Source organism: Thalassotalea sp. LPB0316, assembly GCF_014898095.1.
Taxonomy (GTDB): Bacteria; Pseudomonadota; Gammaproteobacteria; order Enterobacterales; family Alteromonadaceae; genus Thalassotalea_G.
Genome location: NZ_CP062946.1, coordinates 1,482,464 through 1,501,675, shown reverse-complemented (window position 1 = coordinate 1,501,675; position 19,212 = coordinate 1,482,464). Strand labels below are relative to the sequence as shown.

Annotated in this window: 15 protein-coding genes and 1 pseudogene; 6 read left to right on the top strand and 10 right to left on the bottom strand. The window is 42.0% G+C overall.

Annotation, left to right across the window (positions count from 1 at the left end; translation table 11 throughout):
- Positions 1 to 58: 58 nt before the first annotated feature.
- Positions 59 to 1,081 carry a recombinase RecA gene (recA, locus tag LP316_RS06585; protein WP_193023527.1) on the top strand — a complete coding sequence of 341 codons (1,023 nt, stop codon included), beginning with the start codon at positions 59 to 61 and terminating at the stop codon, positions 1,079 to 1,081.
- Between the two features lie 597 nt (positions 1,082 to 1,678).
- Here recA and LP316_RS06580 read toward each other — a convergent pair.
- Positions 1,679 to 1,993, bottom strand: coding sequence for a hypothetical protein (locus LP316_RS06580; protein ID WP_193023526.1), 315 nt, complete (start codon positions 1,991 to 1,993; stop codon positions 1,679 to 1,681).
- A gap of 379 nt (positions 1,994 to 2,372) precedes the next feature.
- Between LP316_RS06580 and LP316_RS06575 the strand changes: the two genes are divergently transcribed.
- Positions 2,373 to 4,751, top strand: coding sequence for a penicillin acylase family protein (locus tag LP316_RS06575; RefSeq protein WP_193023525.1), 2,379 nt, complete (start codon positions 2,373 to 2,375; stop codon positions 4,749 to 4,751).
- Between the two features lie 255 nt (positions 4,752 to 5,006).
- A pseudogene (gene pheA, locus LP316_RS06570) lies at positions 5,007 to 6,173 on the top strand (prephenate dehydratase); the annotation flags it as partial.
- Positions 6,174 to 6,236: 63 nt separating this feature from the next.
- Here the strand turns inward: pheA and LP316_RS06565 are convergent.
- The 3 genes from LP316_RS06565 to LP316_RS06555 form a co-directional block, all read right to left on the bottom strand.
- Positions 6,237 to 6,635, bottom strand: a complete 399-nt coding sequence (locus LP316_RS06565; RefSeq protein WP_193023523.1) for a hypothetical protein — start codon at positions 6,633 to 6,635, stop codon at positions 6,237 to 6,239.
- Between the two features lie 174 nt (positions 6,636 to 6,809).
- Entirely contained in the window at positions 6,810 to 9,896 is a 3,087-nt protein-coding gene (locus tag LP316_RS06560) for an efflux RND transporter permease subunit (protein WP_193023522.1), read from the bottom strand.
- Between the two features lie 5 nt (positions 9,897 to 9,901).
- Positions 9,902 to 10,948, bottom strand: a complete 1,047-nt coding sequence (locus LP316_RS06555; RefSeq protein ID WP_193023521.1) for an efflux RND transporter periplasmic adaptor subunit — start codon at positions 10,946 to 10,948, stop codon at positions 9,902 to 9,904.
- A 145-nt stretch (positions 10,949 to 11,093) separates the two neighbouring features.
- Here LP316_RS06555 and LP316_RS06550 point away from each other — a divergent pair, with 145 nt between their 5' ends.
- Both LP316_RS06550 and LP316_RS06545 read left to right on the top strand, forming a co-directional pair.
- A complete protein-coding gene (locus LP316_RS06550) occupies positions 11,094 to 11,642 on the top strand; it encodes a hypothetical protein (protein ID WP_193023520.1) in 549 nt (182 codons plus the stop codon).
- A gap of 101 nt (positions 11,643 to 11,743) precedes the next feature.
- A complete protein-coding gene (locus tag LP316_RS06545) occupies positions 11,744 to 12,334 on the top strand; it encodes an outer membrane beta-barrel protein (protein ID WP_413470668.1) in 591 nt (196 codons plus the stop codon).
- A 184-nt stretch (positions 12,335 to 12,518) separates the two neighbouring features.
- Here the strand turns inward: LP316_RS06545 and LP316_RS06540 are convergent, their stop codons facing one another.
- From LP316_RS06540 to acs, 6 genes are all read right to left on the bottom strand, one after another.
- Positions 12,519 to 12,731 (bottom strand): toxin-antitoxin system HicB family antitoxin, encoded by a 213-nt coding sequence (locus LP316_RS06540; protein ID WP_193023518.1) that lies wholly within the window; start codon positions 12,729 to 12,731, stop codon positions 12,519 to 12,521.
- A 1-nt stretch (position 12,732) separates the two neighbouring features.
- Positions 12,733 to 13,158: a putative toxin-antitoxin system toxin component, PIN family gene (locus LP316_RS06535; RefSeq protein ID WP_193023517.1), complete on the bottom strand. Its 426-nt coding sequence runs from the start codon at positions 13,156 to 13,158 to the stop codon at positions 12,733 to 12,735.
- A 148-nt stretch (positions 13,159 to 13,306) separates the two neighbouring features.
- Positions 13,307 to 13,789, bottom strand: a complete 483-nt coding sequence (locus LP316_RS06530; RefSeq protein ID WP_193023516.1) for a thioredoxin family protein — start codon at positions 13,787 to 13,789, stop codon at positions 13,307 to 13,309.
- A complete protein-coding gene (tyrA, locus tag LP316_RS06525; RefSeq protein ID WP_193023515.1) occupies positions 13,789 to 14,922 on the bottom strand; it encodes a bifunctional chorismate mutase/prephenate dehydrogenase in 1,134 nt (377 codons plus the stop codon). The genes LP316_RS06530 and tyrA overlap by 1 nt, the downstream gene beginning before the upstream one ends.
- A 10-nt stretch (positions 14,923 to 14,932) precedes the next feature.
- Positions 14,933 to 16,015 (bottom strand): 3-deoxy-7-phosphoheptulonate synthase, encoded by a 1,083-nt coding sequence (locus LP316_RS06520; RefSeq protein WP_193023514.1) that lies wholly within the window; start codon positions 16,013 to 16,015, stop codon positions 14,933 to 14,935.
- Between the two features lie 398 nt (positions 16,016 to 16,413).
- Positions 16,414 to 18,357 carry an acetate--CoA ligase gene (gene acs / locus LP316_RS06515; protein ID WP_193023513.1) on the bottom strand — a complete coding sequence of 648 codons (1,944 nt, stop codon included), beginning with the start codon at positions 18,355 to 18,357 and terminating at the stop codon, positions 16,414 to 16,416.
- Between the two features lie 255 nt (positions 18,358 to 18,612).
- Here acs and LP316_RS06510 point away from each other — a divergent pair, with 255 nt between their 5' ends.
- A complete protein-coding gene (locus tag LP316_RS06510) occupies positions 18,613 to 19,206 on the top strand; it encodes a hypothetical protein (RefSeq protein WP_193023512.1) in 594 nt (197 codons plus the stop codon).
- Positions 19,207 to 19,212: the final 6 nt, after the last annotated feature.

Sequence of the window (19,212 nt, the reverse complement as noted above, 5' to 3'; positions counted from 1 at the left end):
CTATACAGTATACTAATTTCAATTTTACAAATATTGATGATTAACCGGAGCCATTGCAATGGACCAAAACAAAGAAAAAGCACTTTCAGCAGCATTGAGTCAAATTGAACGTCAATTTGGTAAAGGCTCAATTATGAAACTTGGTGAAAACCGTAGTATGGATGTAGAAACGATCTCTACGGGTTCATTAGGTTTAGATATTGCCTTAGGTGCTGGCGGCTTACCAATGGGTCGTGTTGTTGAAATTTACGGTCCAGAATCAAGTGGTAAAACAACCTTAACCCTTGAAGTTATTGCTGAAGCGCAAAAAAATGGCAAAACCTGTGCCTTCGTTGATGCAGAGCACGCACTTGACCCAATTTACGCGGAAAAACTAGGTGTAAACATTAATGAATTATTAGTGTCTCAACCTGATACGGGTGAGCAAGCGTTAGAAATTTGTGACATGTTAACGCGCTCAGGCGCAGTTGATGTGATCGTAGTTGACTCGGTAGCCGCATTAACGCCGAAAGCGGAAATTGAAGGTGAGATGGGTGATTCTCACATGGGCTTACAGGCTCGTATGCTGTCACAAGCTATGCGTAAATTAACAGCCAACTTGAAGCAATCAAACACCATGATGATCTTCATTAACCAAATTCGTATGAAAATTGGTGTTATGTTTGGCAACCCAGAAACCACTACCGGTGGTAACGCATTAAAATTCTACGCTTCTGTCCGTTTAGATATTCGCCGCATTGGTGCTGTAAAGAACGGTGATGAGATCGTCGGTAACGAGACTCGCGTAAAAGTCGTTAAAAACAAAATTGCTCCGCCGTTTAAACAAGTTGAATTCCAAATTCTTTACGGTGAAGGCATTAACAACTTTGGCGAATTAATTGACCTTGGCGTGCAAAACAAAATGATTGAAAAAGCGGGCGCTTGGTATAGCTACCAAGGCGACAAGATTGGCCAAGGTAAGGCAAAAGCAGTCGACTTCTTAAAAGAAAACCCTGCTATTGCACAAGAAATTGATGGCAAGCTACGCGAGTTGTTTTTAACCAAAGCTGCGCCACAAAAAGAAGTTGAAGAAGAGGCATAAACGCAGCCTTATCAACGCTCTCACTGTACTGTTTCGGCAAAGTGATTTAAAGCCCCATAACCTCTGGTAATGGGGCTTTTTGTTTTTATACTACGCCAGAAGCTGCACTATCTCGTTATCTCCAAAAGCCAAAAAAATAAGGCTTACAGTTAGCTTTTCACTTCTTAAAATGTGTTCCCATGAGTTAAACCATTAAGTGTTCAGTTGTATAAAACCCTATAATTTGTCTACCACATGTTTGACAAAAATCTCTAGTAGCAAATTTATTAAGTAGGTAATAAACTGAAATAAAATAATAATAAAATTACAGGATGTAATAATGAATCAAGAAGTGAAAGCGCTAAAGTCTGAGTTAGCGTTACTGAAACTTCAACTTAGTGAAAGGTTAAATACTATAGAAGCTAGGTTGGATAACTTACTAATTAGGCACTAAATCGTCATTTCCGTGAAAACGTCAGTGTCATTTTGCCTATCTAATGATTAGTCGATGAAATAAGAAGATAACCGATTTCTCGGGTATCACCTTTTCATTTTGAATATATCGCCTACACCAATGTCACTAGCTTATTTTAGCCAACATAGAGCAGCCTGTTGTGGTTAAGCTATCTTAATCGAGTCTTGTTCATCTTGTTTCATATGTTTTAACACGGCTTGGCCATCTTTCATTCGATGATAAGAAACACTTTCAATGCCTAATTTTTGGCAGAACTTTAAAAACGCATTGACGTCATCTTTAGAAAACTTTTCATCATCCTTAGTGAGTAGCCCATCAATGTACATTTGATCGCCATTAATATTGCAGTTTGCAACAGCGGAATATGGCTGACCAAATTCGTCGACCTTGATCGCTTTAACCATTTTAATTTCGAAGTACCAATCATCAATTTTTATATAACGCGTGTTATCAATCATCTAAACAAAACCTAACCGGGAAAAACAGACCTTAAATAACTCTTAGCAAGATACCTCAAATCATCATAAATTGATGATGCCAGCGGTAATAAACAGTCTGTACACAAGAGAAAACAACGAAAAGGAGAAGTTGTAGGTACATCTTTACCTACATCTACGAAAGTATTATTACATTGAATCGGGTATAGCGCTAAACATTTTTTTAACAATCTACAAAGCGATTAATTTTCAATATATTAGTACTTCTCATTTAGCATACTTTTGCTACTTTTCTATAATTATCAGCACCATTAACGACAATTTATTCACTTATAGCTGTTTTTTCATTGTTAATTTGACTACTCTAAGTCGATAAAAATAACAAAGGCTAGAATGGACGATGACAAAACTGCGCAAATTTATAATTTTCTTTGGCTTTATCCTTATCTTTATACTGATAGCTGGTAGCGCTTATATCTACAGTCAAATCGATGGCTCTTTACCGCAATTAGAGGGCAAGCGAACGTTACTTGGTCTTAAAAAAGCGGTGCAAGTTGACCGCGATGAACAAGGTATCGTGACAATTATTGCTGAAAGTAGAACAGATGCTGCAGTGGCACTAGGCTATGTCCATGCGCAAGAGCGATTTTTCCAAATGGATTTGCTGCGGAAGAACTCTGCTGGCGAATTATCTAGCTTATTTGGTGAGCTTGCGCTTGATTATGATAAACGTATTCGCCAACACCGCTTTCGCGATCGAGCGCGTAAAATTGTCAGCCACCTGCCAAAAGAGCAGGTCGCGTTTTTAAAGGCGTATACACAAGGGGTTAATCAAGGTCTCAAGTATATGAATGCCAAGCCATTTGAGTATCTGTTACTTCAGCTTGAGCCCGTTGAGTGGCAAGAAGAAGATACGGTGTTAGCCGTCTTTAGTATGTATTTAGACTTGCAATCTTCTGATGGCAAACGCGAGCGAACATTAGACTTATTACGTAGCACCTTAGGCGACGAAGCATTTGCCTTTCTAAATCCGAAAGGTTCTAGGTGGGATGCCGCAGTTGACGGCACTGTATTCCCAGCAGGCAAGATGCCAGAACTGCCTTGGCCTTCAGCGACAGCATCAACTGTTGAACCCCCGACAGCGGTTGTCGCTAAAAATGACTTTTTACCCGGTTCAAACAATTGGGCAGTTAGTGGTCAAGTTAGTGCTACAAAATCAGCGATTGTCGCCAATGATATGCACTTAGGGATCCGTGTGCCAAATACTTGGTTTCGCGCCTCGCTTGAGTTTAAGGTTGACGACCAACGCATCAAAGTCACGGGCACAACGTTACCTGGAGCGCCCAATATTATCACCGGCAGTAACGGTCATATAGCTTGGGGCTACACCAATAGTTACGGCGATTGGAGTGATGTTATCGAATTAAAACTTAACGAAGCCGGTAACCAGTATTTAACCCCTGATGGTTGGCGCAGTTTTACTTATGTCCCGCAAGTTATTGCAATCAAAGATAAGCCTTCTGAAGAGATCATGGTTCAGGAAACTATCTGGGGACCCGTTATCGGTGAAAACCACCTAAGTCAGCCAATTGTTTACCGCTGGGTCGCCCATGACTTAGAAGCTGTTAATTTGAATCAAATGCAGTTAGAGCAAGCAAAAACCGTCGATGAAGCGTTTGCGATTGCCGCCACTACTGGAATTCCAGCACAAAACCTGATGGTCGGTGACAACCAAGGCAATATTGGCTGGACCATCATGGGCCCTATCCCGCAGAAAATTGGTCAAGTAGGCGATTTACCCACGGATTGGTCGACGGGTGAAAACGCTTGGGGTGAATACCTTAGCGCAAGCCAATACCCTAAAGTAAAGAACCCAGTAAATAATCGATTATGGACCGGCAACTCCAGAGTCGTTGGTGGTGAGATGTATGAAAAAATCGGTAACGGCGGTTATGCTCTAGGCGCTCGTAGCCAACAAATTCGCGACGATTTAATGGCAATAGATCATTTTGACGAACAGGCGTTGCTTGACGTTGCACTAGACGATAATGCCATTTTTCTCACTCGTTGGCAGCAGTTTTTACTTGAGCGAGTACTAACGGCTGACAATATTGCCAATAAGCCACTGTGGCAGGAAGCAAAACGCTATTTAAGTCAGTCGACAACATTGCAAGCGAGTATAGATTCGGTCGCCTACAGAATCGTTAGAAATTTTCGCTATGAAATGCGCGATCTCGTGTTTAGCGACCTCACCAAGTCGCTCAAACAACTCGATGAGAGTTTTAGCTTGCGCAGTATTCGCCACCAAATTGAAACACCGCTATGGCAACTGGTGACTCAGCAGCCAGACAATTTCATGCTAAGACCAGAAGATTCATGGCAAGCACTATTTGCTAAAGCACTTGATAGCACGTTGGCAGAAATGACTGAAAATCAGCCACTATCTGAGGCGACATGGGGTCAGCAAAATACCAGTAATATTCAACATCCTTTAAGCAAAGCGGTTCCGTTTATTGGCCGATGGTTAGATATGCCCAACATGCCATTGGCAGGCGATAGCTATATGCCGCGCGTTCAAGGCACTGATTTTGGTGCTTCAGAGCGGATGATTGTATCACCTGGTCACGAAGAGCGCGGTATATTCCATATGCCGACAAGCCAAGCAGGTCACCCGTGGTCACCTTATTACGGTTTAGGTCATAAAGATTGGACTGACGGCAAGCCATCGGCATTCTTGCCAGGCGAGACTAAATATTCGATGGTTTTGTTAAGCTATTAACAACAACGAAACATCAGGCCCTTATCGTAAGGTGCGGTAAGGGCTAAAACGTATAGAAGCGTAGGAAAGTGTTGACAGAGTGATTACTCTAGTTATATGGTAAAGGCATGAACAAATTAGGCAACAATCTCTTTATTTTCTTTTTTATCCGACCTTAGTGGGAGGCAGACTATCGTCAAAAGAAAATAACGATAAGAACCTCCAAGTGGAGGTTTTTTTTTGCCCTAAAAACAACATTAGCAAGAGGAAAAAACGGTGGCACAAACGTTAGACTTAAATGAAATTCGAAAAGAAATAACCGAGCTCGATCAGCAATTATTAACACTTTTTGCCAAACGACGTGCCCTAACCCTCAATGTTGCTAAAAGTAAAGCCCATGAAATTCGTCCAGTTCGCGATCAGCAACGCGAACAAGAACTGTTAATTCGCTTGATCAAACAAGGTAAAGCGCTCGGCCTCGATGCGCACTACGTAACCAGCGTATTCCAAACGATTATCGAAGACTCGGTTTTAAACCAACAAGCCTATTTGCAAACCCTTGCTAACCCTAACCTACAAATGCCAGCAGTAAGTGTTGCCTTTTTAGGTGATAAAGGCTCATATAGCTACCTTGCAAGCCACCGTTATTTTTCTCGTCGCGCTGAATATATGATTGAATCTGGTTGTCAAACTTTTGATGAAATCATGCAACTGGTAGAAGGTGGCCATGTCGATTACGGCATTTTACCGATTGAAAATACCTCGTCTGGCAGTATCAATGAAGTTTACGATTTACTCCAACACACAAACTTATCTATTGTCGGTGAAATCACGCAACCGATTGAGCACTGCTTATTAGCAGCCGTGAATACCGAATTAGAAAACATTAAAACCATTTACGCTCATGGCCAGCCATTTACTCAATGCAGTAACTTCCTCAATAAGCAAAAAGATATTCGCATTGAATATTGTGATAGTACCGCTGATGCTATGGCTAAAGCCTGTGAGCTAAAAGATCCAAGTGTTGCCGTTATTGGCAGTGAAGAAGGTGGTCAGCTGTATCAATTACACGCCTTAGAAAAATCAATTGCCAACCAAGATGAAAACCACAGCCGCTTTATTTTAGTCGCCCGTAAATCGGTTGATGTTGCTGAACAAATCCCTGCTAAAACGACCCTGATTTTAGCGACAGGCCAAAAACCTGGTGCATTAGTAGAATGTTTATTAGTGCTGAAAAATAAAGGAATTAATATGTGCAAATTGGAGTCTCGCCCCATTCAGGGACGCCCATGGGAAGAGATGTTCTATATCGATGTTGAAGCGAATATTAAATCTTTAGCGATGCAAGAAGTACTGAGTGAACTTAACAGTTTAACCAACTTCATTAAAGTACTCGGTTGTTACCCTATCGAACATATCAACCCAACGAGTGTACCAAGCACCGCCGTTTAATTATCACAACAAGAGGGCCTTGAGCCCTCTTTTACTACCTTACGTCAGTCAGTATTAACTAAAAATTCTTCGCTGGTTAAAACGCTGTCGCCAATAACGCAAACTCAATAATATTAATGCCGGCAAGGCTGCACATAACAAGGTTGTTAGTAACACGTGGTTAGCGACAAACAAGCCCAAAATAAAAATACAAACGGGTAATAACAACCAAAAAGGGTGCTCACTTGGGCATAATCCAAGTATTTGACGCATCAAGATGATCATGGTGTAGGTGAATACTATCGACAAGAAAATAGTCACAATTTCACTGTAATAAACAGTTAATGACGCTGGTGTACTCGCCAAAAATGACGGAATAGGTAAGCTGTTAGCAAAAGCAACCAGCCATACAAAGCTAACAGACATCATAAGACCGATAATGAACGACCAAAGCTTCTTATTTACGTTAAGCATGATACTTTCCTTTTATTATTGTTTTTGTATCAGGTTATTTTTTATACATTCAACCACAATTCTCGTCAAGCACCATGTAACTACCAATTCACATTTTTGTTTGAGTCCTGGGCATAAAAAAAGCCCTCATCGTTGAATAACATCTTTGAGGGCTTTTTAAGGAAGGGGGAGTAACTATTGAGCTTGCTCTTCTTTCGCTATTTGCTTCGCGATAGCTTCAGGTGAGCCGGTATTTCGACACAGCCAATAGTAAGCACCTGGCACAACGAATAAAGTGAAGATACTGGCCACTGATACACCAGCAAAAATTACCACACCTATTACCATCCTTGACTCAGCGCCTGGGCCAGTTGCTAAGACTAGCGGAATAGCACTTGTTACGGTGGTAAAGGTTGTCATCACTATCGGACGCAAACGCTGTTGTGAGGCTTGAAGCAGTGCTTCTTCAAAGGATATGCCTTTATCGCGCAGCTGGTTGGCAAACTCAACAATCAAGATACCATTTTTGGCTGCTAAACCAATGAGCATAACTATCCCGATTTGCGAATAGATATTTAAGCTCATCCCCATCAACTCCAACCCCATCAGGGCGCCAACAAGTGCTAATGGCACCGTTAACAGAATGACAAACGGATGAATAAAGCTCTCAAATTGTGCTGACAACACCAAAAAGGTGATAAGTAACGCTAATAAGAAAACGAAGGCGATTGAGTTACCCGATTCTTTTAATAGCAATGACTGGCCTTTGTAGTCAACCTGAGCATCACTTGGTAAGTTCTCATCGACCACTTGATTCAAGTACGCCAATGCATCACCTAACGCATAACCTGGCGCAAGGTTGGCGGTAATCGTTACACTGCGTAAACGGTTGTAGCGATTTAATTGTGAAGATGTCGCATTTTCTTTGATGGTCAATAAATTAGCCAGCGGAATTAATTCGCCACTTTTACGCGATCGCACGTAAATATTGTCGATATCTTGCGGGCTCTTATAGTCTTCTTTAAAGCCTTCCAAAATAACATCGTATTCTTCACCGCGTTCAACATAGGTGGTAACGCGGCGTTGCCCTAACATCGTTTCCAATGTTTTTGCGATATCGCCCACTGGCACACCTAAGTCGTAGGCGCGATTTTGATCAATTTGCACCAATAGCTGTGGGAAGGTTTCCTTGTAGTCACTATTAACACTTAACAAGTTCGGGTTTTCTTGTGCCTTGGCAATCACAATATCACGCCACTTGGCCAACTCCTCATAAGTATTGCCCTGTAAAACAAACTCTACGGGTTGACTATTACCGCCCCCGCCAATGCCTCGGCGCATAATAGCGAAGGCGCGCACATCGGTGACTGAGGCAAGCTCACGATTAAAACGGGCAGCAAACTCAAAGGTTGAAATATTGCGCTCACCCCAATCGGGTAAACCAATAATAGCAATACCACCAGTACCGCCAAAGCCAGGAACACGAGTGATCACGCGATCTAAATCACCGCGCTCTAGGTACTCAAGTAACATGCCCTCTATTTGATTCATGTTTTTAACGTTGTTTTCGTAACTCGCGCCTTCAGCGCCTTGCATAATGACAAACATATTGCCGCGATCTTCTTTAGGCGTGTATTCTGAAGGCAGTTTGTTAACCAGTGAAAAGGTTGCAAACAAGGCTAAAGCAACGACAACAACCAACATCAAAGGTTGTTTTATCGTATAACGTAAGCTGTTTTTATACTTCTCTTCTAGCTTGGCAAAGCCACGGTCAAGTAGTTGGCCAAACGAGGACGTACGCTCTTTACGCCTGAGGAGTTTAGAGCACATCATCGGGGTTAACGACAACGCAGTAAAACTTGAAAACACAACCGCTGCGGCAATAGCGAGAGCAAATTCAGTAAATAGCCGGCCAATGTTGCCAGATAAGAAAACCAAAGGAACAAACACAGCGACTAGCACCAAGGTCGTTGCCACTACGGCAAAGGCAACTTCACGGCCACCTTGATAAGCCGCCATTAATGGCGTTTGACCGGCTTCAATGCGGCGGTAGATATTTTCCAACACGACGATCGCGTCATCAACGACCAAGCCAATGGCTAAAACAAGCGCTAACAAGGTCAGTAAGTTAATTGAAAAATCTAAGCTAGATAACACGATCAGCGAACCAATTAAGGCTACAGGTACGGTAACCGCGGGAATAAAAGTTGCGCGGATATTGCCCAAGAACAAGAAGATAACCAACACCACCATTAACATGGCAATAAACAAGGTATTGTAGACTTCATCTATTGAGCCTTGAATAAACACTGAGGAATCATAACTATTTAAGATCTGAGTGCCCATCGGCAGGCCTTCGCGAATTTTCTCCATTTCGCTTCGCGCCGCTTTGACCACCTCTAAAGTATTGGCTTTTGATTGCTTGATGATCCCCAGACCAACCATGTTTTTGCCGTTGCCTTTAAACATGTTCTCGTCGTCTTCGGCGCTCACTTCAACCCGCGCAACATCAGAAAGTCGCACTAACGTGTTGTCATTTGAGCGCGCAATAACAAGGTTGGCAAAATCTTCAGCGGTAAGGAAACTGCGCTCAACGCGAATTGAAAAATCGCGATCTATCGACTCTATTTCACCGGCCGGCAATTCAATATTTTCAGAGCGCAATGTGCTTTCAACGTCATCGACGGTTACACCCCGTGCCGCCATGCGCGCTTTATCTAAAAACACCTTCATCGCATAGGTTCGACCACCACCAACGCGCACTTGAGCAACACCATCAACCACGGAAAAGCGATCAACGATATAGCGGTTGGCGTAATCAGTCAGCTCGAGTGTTGAGAGCGATTCAGATTGTAAAACGAACCAAACAATAACGCTTTCGTCATCATTGGCTTTAAAGACTTGAGGAGGGTCTGCCTGCTCAGGCATTTGTCGCAACGCCCTTGAGATGCGGTCACGAACGTCGTTAGTTGCCGCGTCGATATCGCGGTCTAACTCAAACTCTATCGTAATATTTGAGCGACCAACACGTGAATTTGAGGTGATGTTTTTTACCCCTTCTACCCCACTGATGCGATCCTCAAGAACCTGGGTAATTTTCGTTTCGACAATCGCCGCACTCGCCCCGGGATAAGCAGTATTAATACTTACGACTGGCGGGTTAATATCCGGATATTCTCGCAGCGGTAAAAAGAAAAATGCGACAATACCAAAGGTCACCAACAAGAGATTAATAACGGTGGCAAAAACAGGGCGTTTTACCGACAAATCAGATAAAATCACGGCCTTTACTCCAACACGTTAACAGCGCTGCCTTCGCGTAACTTGAGCGCTCCTTCAATCACAACATCTTGGCCGGCTGTTAAACCCGCTTTTATCTCAACGATGCCAGGCTGACGACGCCCGATGGTAACCTGAGTTTTTTGCGCTTTACCGTCGTTAATCGTGAAAACAAAATGATCATTTTCAATTGGAATAATCGCGCTTTCCGGTACCATTAATATTTGCTCAACTTGACGCTCTACAACAATCTTAAGTAGCATGCCGGCGCGCAGTTTTTGCTCTTCATTAGCCACTATCGCCCGAACCTTGACCATTCTCGTGGTCGGGTCGATACGCGAATCAATTGAACTAACTTTACCGACAAACACTTCTTGGTATGCCGCGTTAGTCGCTTCTACTTTTTGACCCACTTTCAAGGTAGTAAAAAATCGCTCTGGAATTTTAAAGTCAACCTTTACTTGGCTGAGATCATCTAAACTCGTGATAACATCACCAGCACTAATATAAGCCCCTAAACTGATTTCTCTAAAGCCTAAAACACCGTCAAATGGCGCTCTAATCGTTAAATCGTATAACTTGGTTTTTGCACTCATTAATTGAGCACCAATCGCTTTAGTTTTAGCTTCTTGCTCTTCGACCACTGATTTCGACGTGGCTTTTTTCTGATATAGGTCCTGCAAGCGATTAAGCTGTGCGACAGATTCGGCTAAATTGGCTTCAAGCTCTTTGACCTTAGCTTGTTCTTCTTGGCTATTGAGCCTTACTAACACATCTCCAGCTTTTACTAATTGACCATCTTCAAACGAAATTTGCTCGACCAAATCAGAGCTTTTAGAGGTAATAAGTACTTGCTCATTAGCAATTGCACTGCCAAGTGATTCAACGGTATCTTTAAAATCTTGGATCTGAGCTTGAGCCGTTTTCACTGATACGGTGCGCGCCGAGCGCTGTTGTTGTTGAGCCTCTTGTGGCCACTGTAAATAGACAACAACGCCGATCAGCATTGCTGCGAGAATAATCAAAGGTAATCGTGTAGAAATAGACGTAGACATAAGCCAATATTCAGATAAAGGAAATCTTCAATAATATAGCGCATTTAGCTATTTTAGCTCGATACGACTTATCTCAAATTTTGACTTATTAAACGCAAAATACTCGTTATAATAGGGGTAACATCATGAAAGACTTAAATTAACTATGAATAAACTGTTCCCCGTTGCGATCGCAATTTTATTAATGTTAGGTGCTGCCCTATGGTTATTAGCACCGAGTTCCTTTAACCAATATGTCTATAGCGAACTCAAAAATGAATTATCTGTTGCCACGGGGACACGAATAGAAATAGCGCAAGTAGAAACAAAATCACTAAGCGGCGACGTTTTTTCAATCACAGCAACTTCTGAACTCGGCATGCAATTATTCCACATTGACCGAATAAGCTACGAGGTTGATAAAAAGTCTTACAAAAAGCCGCCAATCAAAGTGACTAACATGACGATATCAGGCATTGAGACCAGTACAGATCCTAGACTACACAAAAACGTGCAAGCTGCGCTAAGTCGTTACCAACAAAGACTGACCAACAATGAGTTAGCACCTGTGTTTGTGATAGAGCAGCTAGATTTACAATTTAAAGATAGTAAACGCGATCAAATCACACTAGCGCCTTTTAATAGGCAAGAGCAACAGGACAAGGCTTTGATGCTCGATCTGATTAACCACGTTCTTTATGGCTCGATTGAGTAAGCAATAACAGCGAAGTAACTTCATCAGCAAAAGGTTTGAATTGTCCTATAACCGTATTATGATGACGAATAATAAAAGCACAATAAACAGGGATTACTAAAATGAAGTCAATAAGTTGTATGCTGGTCCTCGCATTATTTAGTAGCGTTTGCAACGCGGCAGCGACTAATAAGGGGTTTGAAATCACACCATGGTTTGGGTACAGCATGAGCAGTGATTTAAATGATAGCCAAGCAAGTGACTTATCCGTCGATAGTGGCCCTAGCCTAGGCTTTAGTGTCGCTTGGTACGATAGCCCAAATGGTCAAGGTCAAGTCATGTTAAGCCGTGTCAGCCACCAATATGACATAGGTGACAACCAAACACAGGATCTCGACATTACTTACGGGCATTTTAGTGGTGTGGCGCTGTTTCACCAAGAAAGTTATATCACGACCGTCTCACTGGGCATTGGCTTTGCCCAATTTGATGCAGAATACGGTGATGACGTATTTGCTTCTGCCGGTGTCGCAGTAGGTACGCGTTATAATATTTCCCAACAGTTGGCATTTGTCACTGAGATCAGAAGCAACATCAGCTTAGTCGATGAAGATTCCGATATATTTTGCCAAAATGCGGTTTGTAGTGCCCAGTTCCAAGATACTTTATGGTTCGATACCTCGTTTTCTATTGGTCTAGCCTACCAGTTTTAAAATACTAAGAAGAGCAGTCATCCTCTGATGCTTTTACAGGGGATCTCCAAAAATTTCACGTAAACTAATCATCAAAAAAATAAATGGGGTCAGTACACTTTAATTAATGTATCTGACTCCCTACTTTAGCGAAGCTAATTCTGTTACTTTGAAAAGCGAGAATGTCTGCTAATCGCTCTTATGACTAATTCAAAGCTTTAGACTTTAATACGTTTAAAGCATTTTCAGCATCACCACGATTAGCTCTTGCTTGAAAACGGGCAAAGGCATCTCGTTCAGTGATGGCTATAGTAACAAGTTCATCTAGCACTTTATTAACACTGAGATGTTGCTCAGAAGCCAGTGCAGTTAGCTTTTCTTTTTTTTCATCTGTTGTACGGTATGTAATGGTAGCCATATCAAATCACCTTTTTCAAAAAGTCTTCTGGCGTTAATACTTCAAAAGAAGATTTCAAATCACCAGAAAGTAAATCTTTAACGTTTTGTGTAATTACATATTTAGCATTACTTGCAACAGCTAAGTCCACAATATGATTATCGCCTTCGTCTTTCAAATTCGGACGCCACAAATAGTTTATTTTGACCCAGTCACATACGCTAAAATAACCATCTAATATTTGGTCTATTTCATACGTGTCATAAATACTTTTTCTAATGATATGATCTCGGTATGCAACATCTTCATGTTCTGCAAATAAAGCTGCTCCCATTTGAGGATTAAGCTCTTGTTTTAAGCAAAGCTCCAACACCTTGTAACTTGCACTTCGAGTGGAAGAACTACGCAGAACATTGATTAGTACGTTCGTATCAATAATTACTTTCATACTAATTATGCTAGCATATACGATAGCAACCGACCACATTTTAAATTGATGACGGAAAGATGTTAACTTCCGCTACTCGCTCATATCGGTCAGATAACTCGTAGCCTGCGAATATATAATCGTGGTTAATTAATCCGTTTACCTGAGGCTATTTGACTAACAACTGATGGATGTCTTCGACTAAACTAACTTCAGGCCTTTCAATGACTCGACCCACTTCTTTATCGTCAACATAAACAATCATGGTTGGCGTGTACTTAACCTTATTTAATTTGGCAAGCCCTTTCGGATCAGACTTTTTGACATCTAAAGCATAAAGCTTGATTTGGGCACCGGGCTTTGTTTCTAGCGCCTTAAGTAGGCGGGGTACTTCGCGCTCACTATCGTGGCACCAAATGGCAAAGAATACGTCGATGCGAATATCTTTACCCCACATTTGCACCTTATCCCGTTCATCTTCGGTTAAGCTAAAGTTGTCAAAGCTTTGCTTAAACCCTTGGTGTTCAAGTACTTGCTCTTGTGTCATATCTCCTACAGGAAAATCGTGTTCAGGCTTACTACCTGCGTGGGTAACAAAAGAGAACCCTGTGATGATCAGTGCGGCGATAATCAGCCAACTTACTTTTTGCATTAGTCTTTCTTCAATTCATTAGCTTTTAATAACATAGACTTACTTTCAGAGAGGAAAATATCCGCATAGTCACCAAACCAATCTGATACCTGATTGAACATGGTAATAAAGTCTTCCTTATCGCCCATTTCAACATCTTCAAGTAACTCTAAAAAGCGGTAGGCGAATCGCTTCATCATACTGATATTTTCGGGGTTAGCAAAAATAATATCGGTGTAAAGCACTGGATCTTGGGCAAATAATCGACCAACCATGATAATTTCAAGGCGGTAAATAGGCGAGCTCATATCAACCAGCTGTTGTAGGTTCGCGCCTTCTGTCATCAAATGATAGCCATAAGCAATGGTCGAGAAATGCCGCATTACCTGCACCATCGACATTGCCTGATCATGTTCATGCGCTGAAACGGGGTAGATTTTTGCTCCCCAGATTTTTAATTGATCGAGTAACCATTGATAGCGCTCTGGCTCTCTGCCTTCACACATAATAATGGTTTGCTTTACCAAGCCGGTAACATCTGGACCAAACATCGGGTGTAAGCCAACGACTGGCCCTTGATGCACTTTCATCATTTCATAAAGCGGCGACTCTTTAACCGACGTAACATCCGCTAAAATACAATCTGAAGGCAAGTTATTGAGCTGTTGAATAATAAACGGTGTAATGCGAATTGGCACCGACACTATCACTAAATCGGCTTTCGCCAGCACAGGTTCAGCCATTGGCCAATCAGCTTGTTCAATAATATCAACGCGATATTTTGTGCGTTTGAACAAATCGACAAAGATCGAACCAAGCTGCCCTGCACCACCAATAACCACAACATTTTTTGGCGTTTGATGAACCGATAAATAACCACTTTCATCTTGGCTTTGATATGAGTCACGCATTATCCGGCGCAATACATCTTCAATCAAATCCGCGTTGACACCTGCAGCGCTAGCTTGCTGACGACGTTTATCGATCAACGCTGCTTCGCGCTCGGGGTCAAAAATGGGCTTGCCTACTTCACTTTTGAGCTTGCCAACTTGCCGCGTTACTAAACGGCGCTTTGCCAGCAGTTCAACAAGCGCTTGATCGATTTCATCAATTTGATCTCGCAGTGCAATTAATTGCGGTTCAAAATCCTTCATTTAAGCTCTCTCAATGGCTAAGGCGCTGTTTGAGTACCTGGTTAAGTTTATTGTGAGCCTTGGCAATTAACTGCTCTGTTGTTTCAAAATCGATACAAGCATCGGTAACAGAAACCCCGTAGCTAAGCGCATGCTTTGGCAAATCGGCACTTTGGTTACCGGCGTTTAAATGACTCTCAAGCATAATACCGATAATCGAGGTATTACCATCCACTATTTGGTTAAACACATTATCGGCAACCAGTGGCTGGCGGCGATAATCTTTGTTTGAATTACTGTGGCTACAATCGATCACTAAACTCGGCGACAAATTGCTTTTTTCTAGTTCTTGCTCACATAGCGAAACATTAACCGAATCGTAATTAGGCTGCTTGCCACCACGCAAAATAACATGGCCGTCAGGGTTACCCGAGGTTTTAATTAACGCGACTTGGCCTTGGCGATTGATGCCCATAAAGCGATGTGATGACGCTGCCGATTTAAGCGCATTAATCGCCACATCTAAACTGCCATTAGTACCATTTTTGAAACCAATTGGCATTGATAAGCCACTCGCCATTTCTCGATGCGTTTGCGACTCGGTTGTTCGAGCACCAATTGCCGACCAACTAAATAATTCAGCTAAATATTGTGGGCTAATAGGATCAAGCGCTTCTGTAGCCAAAGGGATGCCCATTTCAGTAAGATCAATCAATAATTGACGCGCCTGAAATAATCCGGCACTGACATCGAATGAGCCATCCATGTGAGGATCGTTAATTAAGCCCTTCCAGCCAACCGTTGTTCTAGGTTTTTCAAAGTAAACTCGCATGACAATATACAAGCTATCTTTATATGCCTCGTGCAACGCTTTAAGCTTTTGAGCATACTCTTTTGCCGCAGTAACATCATGAATTGAACACGGCCCAGAAATAACTAATAAACGGTGATCTTTCTTGTGAATAATGTTGGCGATGGTGTCACGTGCCTGCTCGACAAATTCCCGCCCCTTTTTGTTGAGTGGTAATTGCTCACGCAGCGCTTTAGGGGTAATTAACACTTCTTCAGCATTAACGTGAATATCGTTTAAACGACTTTTTTTAACTGTCGACATAATGTTCTTCCGGTGAATAGTTAAATTGTATTATAGAAAAAGAGGGCAGTAAGTGTGTTACTTACTAAAAAAAGAGTAGAGGCGATAATATCGATAAGAAAAGGTAAGCATGTAATAGTTGGCCTGTGGTTTTATGCTATTTGCTCGTTAAAAAGTAAAATTCGCGCTATGGCTAGCGAGAAAAATTCGCCTTAGAGCTACTTTTTAAAGCTTTTACTCGATAAGATCAAGCTTTATTTTTCATAAAACAATATTTGTCAATACGCAGAGCATAAAAACAAGAACCCAAAAAATCAAACTTTGTAAAACCAAGCAAACACCATTTGTAAACATAAAGTTGCATAATAATAAAAAAGGCACCCGAAGGTGCCTTAATAACAGTATTCAGGATTATCACATTATTCGTGAATAATACGATTATCTATTAGGCTATCAACCACACTTGGGTCAGCGAGCGTGCTGGTATCGCCTAAATTATCAAGCTCGTTCTCGGCGATTTTACGCAAAATACGGCGCATGATTTTACCTGAGCGGGTTTTCGGTAACCCCGGTGCATATTGTAAATAATCAGGGCGAGCAAATTTTCCAAGCTCATTAGCAACAAATTGCTTAAGTTCATCAAGCAGTGCTTCTGATTCATGCGCGTTATTCATTAAGGTAATAAAACAATAAATGCCCTGCCCCTTAATTTCATGTGGATACCCTACCACCGCGGCTTCAGCAACCGCAGGATGAAGCACTAAGGCACTTTCTATTTCAGCGGTACCTAGTCGGTGGCCTGAGACATTTAAAACATCGTCAATTCTTCCCGTTATGCAGTAGTAGCCATCTTCATCGCGCTTGGCACCATCACCAGTAAAGTAGTAACCAGAGTATTGACTGAAATAGGTATCGAAAAAGCGTTGGTGATCACCATAAACCGTGCGCATTTGCCCCGGCCAACTACCTTTTAGGGCTAGCGCACCTTTAGCGACGCCTTCAAGCTCTTCACCATCTCGATTAAGTAATACTGGCTGCACACCAAAAAATGGCAAGCCTGCACTGCCTGGCTTCATATCAGCACTACCGGGTAAAGACGTGATCAAAATACCACCGGTTTCTGTTTGCCACCAAGTATCAACAATCGGACAGCGACTTTCACCAACTACCTCATAATACCAGTGCCAAGCTTCAGGATTAATCGGCTCACCTACTGAGCCTAACAGACGAATTGCACTGCGATCGTGACGCTCAACTAAGTCATCACCTAAACTCATCAGCGCGCGAATTGCCGTTGGTGCGGTATAAAAAACGTTAACGCCATGTTTCTCGCAAACTTGCCAAAAACGTCCGGCATCAGGGTATGTTGGTACGCCCTCAAACACTAAGGTTGTTGCGCCATTGGCTAATGGTCCATAAAAAATATAAGAATGGCCGGTGATCCAACCGGCGTCTGCAGTACACCAAAACACTTCGCCATCTTGGTAATCAAAGACGTATTTATGTGTCATCGCGGCATACAACAAATAACCACCTGTGGTATGCAAAACCCCTTTAGGTTTGCCAGTTGAGCCTGAGGTATAAAGAATAAATAGCGGGTCCTCAGCGTCCATGACTTCAGGCTCACACTCAGCCGGATAATTTAAAATAATGTCGGTGTAGGCAACGTCAATTTTATCGTTCCATTCAACTTCATGACCGGTGCGCTCAACCATAATAACACTGTGAACATTTGGGCAGCCTTTAATCGCTTCGTCAACATTAGCTTTGAGAGGAATAGTTTTACCACCGCGCACCCCTTCATCGGCTGTGATCACCACTTGGCAGTCAGCGTCTAAAATACGGGCGCGAATAGATTCCGTTGAAAAACCACCAAAAACGATAGAGTGGACAGCGCCAATGCGAGCACAGGCTAACATAGCGTAACCAACTTCCGGGATCATCGGCATATAGATACAAACCCTATCGCCTTTTTTGACTCCCCGAGCTTTTAACAAATTGGCAAACCGGCAGACGTGATCGTGAAGCTCCTGGTAGGTTACCGATAAATCTTCATCGGGTTCATCGCCTTCAAAAATGATTGCAATATCATTAGCTTTGTTTTTAAGGTGACGGTCGATACAGTTATAACTAGCGTTTAATTTGGCGCCTTTAAACCAGCTAATATCTGCACTGGTAAAGTCAACTTGCGACACTTGTTGCCAAGGCTCAAACCAATCAATAAATTGACTAGCCTGCTCAGCCCAAAAAACATCGGGCTCGGTAATTGACTGTTGATAAAGTGATTGGTACTGCTGCGCACTAATATGCGTTGTCGCTAGTGCACTTTGATGGACAGGGTAACGAGATAATAGATCCTTCATGTTGTTTCTCTCTGGCTTATTTATTATGAGCTATCAAGATAAGTTCAATCATAACCATTGATTTAGCTTGATGTTTATTGCCTAGTTTTTACCCTAGTGTATCGAAAAATAAACATAATGCACCGATAAATTGTTATAGCTTATTACCATGACTTGGCTTTACCATAGGATTTTGGTAACAAATACTTAACAACCCAACAACCTAACAAACAATTAGCCTAACAAACAAATAACCACGCAAAGGACGCACCGCAAATGATAAAGCACTATCTTGCCATCGCACTGACATTACTTTTAACCGCCTGTGCTAACATAACTTTCAAAGGTATGTACGAAATGGCGACCTTAGATATTTTTGCTTTAGATCCCGCTCAATTAAATATTGCGGTTAGAACCGACAAAGCGATTAACCTTGAGCAAGGAAATGTTGTGGTCGAATTATCGGTTGTCTCCATTGATGAAACCTTGTTTATTGAAGAAAAGCTTTTCGCGCAAGTTAGTCAGGCGAAGGCGATATCAGGTGCACTAGCTAGTGGTTTAAAAAGCAATGAAGCCATCACGATTTTTAATTTATCGCCAGAAGATGCGACGGTGATGAAACAAGCGCTAACGCAAGCAAAAACCTATAAAGACAACGGTAAAAAAGGCAAAGGCTCGTTAGCTATTAAACTCGATAACGTCTGCTTTGAACGTCAATATTTAGCCCAGGCTGAAATCGATATATTGTTGCAACTTGAAAAGCAAAACGACTACTTCATGTTTCTAGAGAATCTAAATCTAACAGAACTCGCCAATGACGATCCCAATAACCAAGTAGCCCTTGATGAAATAACTTGCACCAAGAGCTAATTGGTT

Coding starts and splice junctions, on each gene's coding strand:
- tyrA (WP_193023515.1), bottom strand. CDS start 14,922: ATGAAGGATTTTGAACCGCAATTAATTGCACTGCGAGATCAAATTGAT.
- LP316_RS06535 (WP_193023517.1), bottom strand. CDS start 13,158: ATGAAAGTAATTATTGATACGAACGTACTAATCAATGTTCTGCGTAGT.
- LP316_RS06540 (WP_193023518.1), bottom strand. CDS start 12,731: ATGGCTACCATTACATACCGTACAACAGATGAAAAAAAAGAAAAGCTA.
- recA (WP_193023527.1), top strand. CDS start 59: ATGGACCAAAACAAAGAAAAAGCACTTTCAGCAGCATTGAGTCAAATT.
- LP316_RS06555 (WP_193023521.1), bottom strand. CDS start 10,948: ATGTCTACGTCTATTTCTACACGATTACCTTTGATTATTCTCGCAGCA.
- LP316_RS06530 (WP_193023516.1), bottom strand. CDS start 13,789: ATGCAAAAAGTAAGTTGGCTGATTATCGCCGCACTGATCATCACAGGG.
- LP316_RS06580 (WP_193023526.1), bottom strand. CDS start 1,993: ATGATTGATAACACGCGTTATATAAAAATTGATGATTGGTACTTCGAA.
- LP316_RS06545 (WP_413470668.1), top strand. CDS start 11,744: ATGAAGTCAATAAGTTGTATGCTGGTCCTCGCATTATTTAGTAGCGTT.
- LP316_RS06565 (WP_193023523.1), bottom strand. CDS start 6,635: ATGCTTAACGTAAATAAGAAGCTTTGGTCGTTCATTATCGGTCTTATG.
- LP316_RS06575 (WP_193023525.1), top strand. CDS start 2,373: ATGACAAAACTGCGCAAATTTATAATTTTCTTTGGCTTTATCCTTATC.
- LP316_RS06550 (WP_193023520.1), top strand. CDS start 11,094: ATGAATAAACTGTTCCCCGTTGCGATCGCAATTTTATTAATGTTAGGT.
- LP316_RS06520 (WP_193023514.1), bottom strand. CDS start 16,015: ATGTCGACAGTTAAAAAAAGTCGTTTAAACGATATTCACGTTAATGCT.
- acs (WP_193023513.1), bottom strand. CDS start 18,357: ATGAAGGATCTATTATCTCGTTACCCTGTCCATCAAAGTGCACTAGCG.
- LP316_RS06510 (WP_193023512.1), top strand. CDS start 18,613: ATGATAAAGCACTATCTTGCCATCGCACTGACATTACTTTTAACCGCC.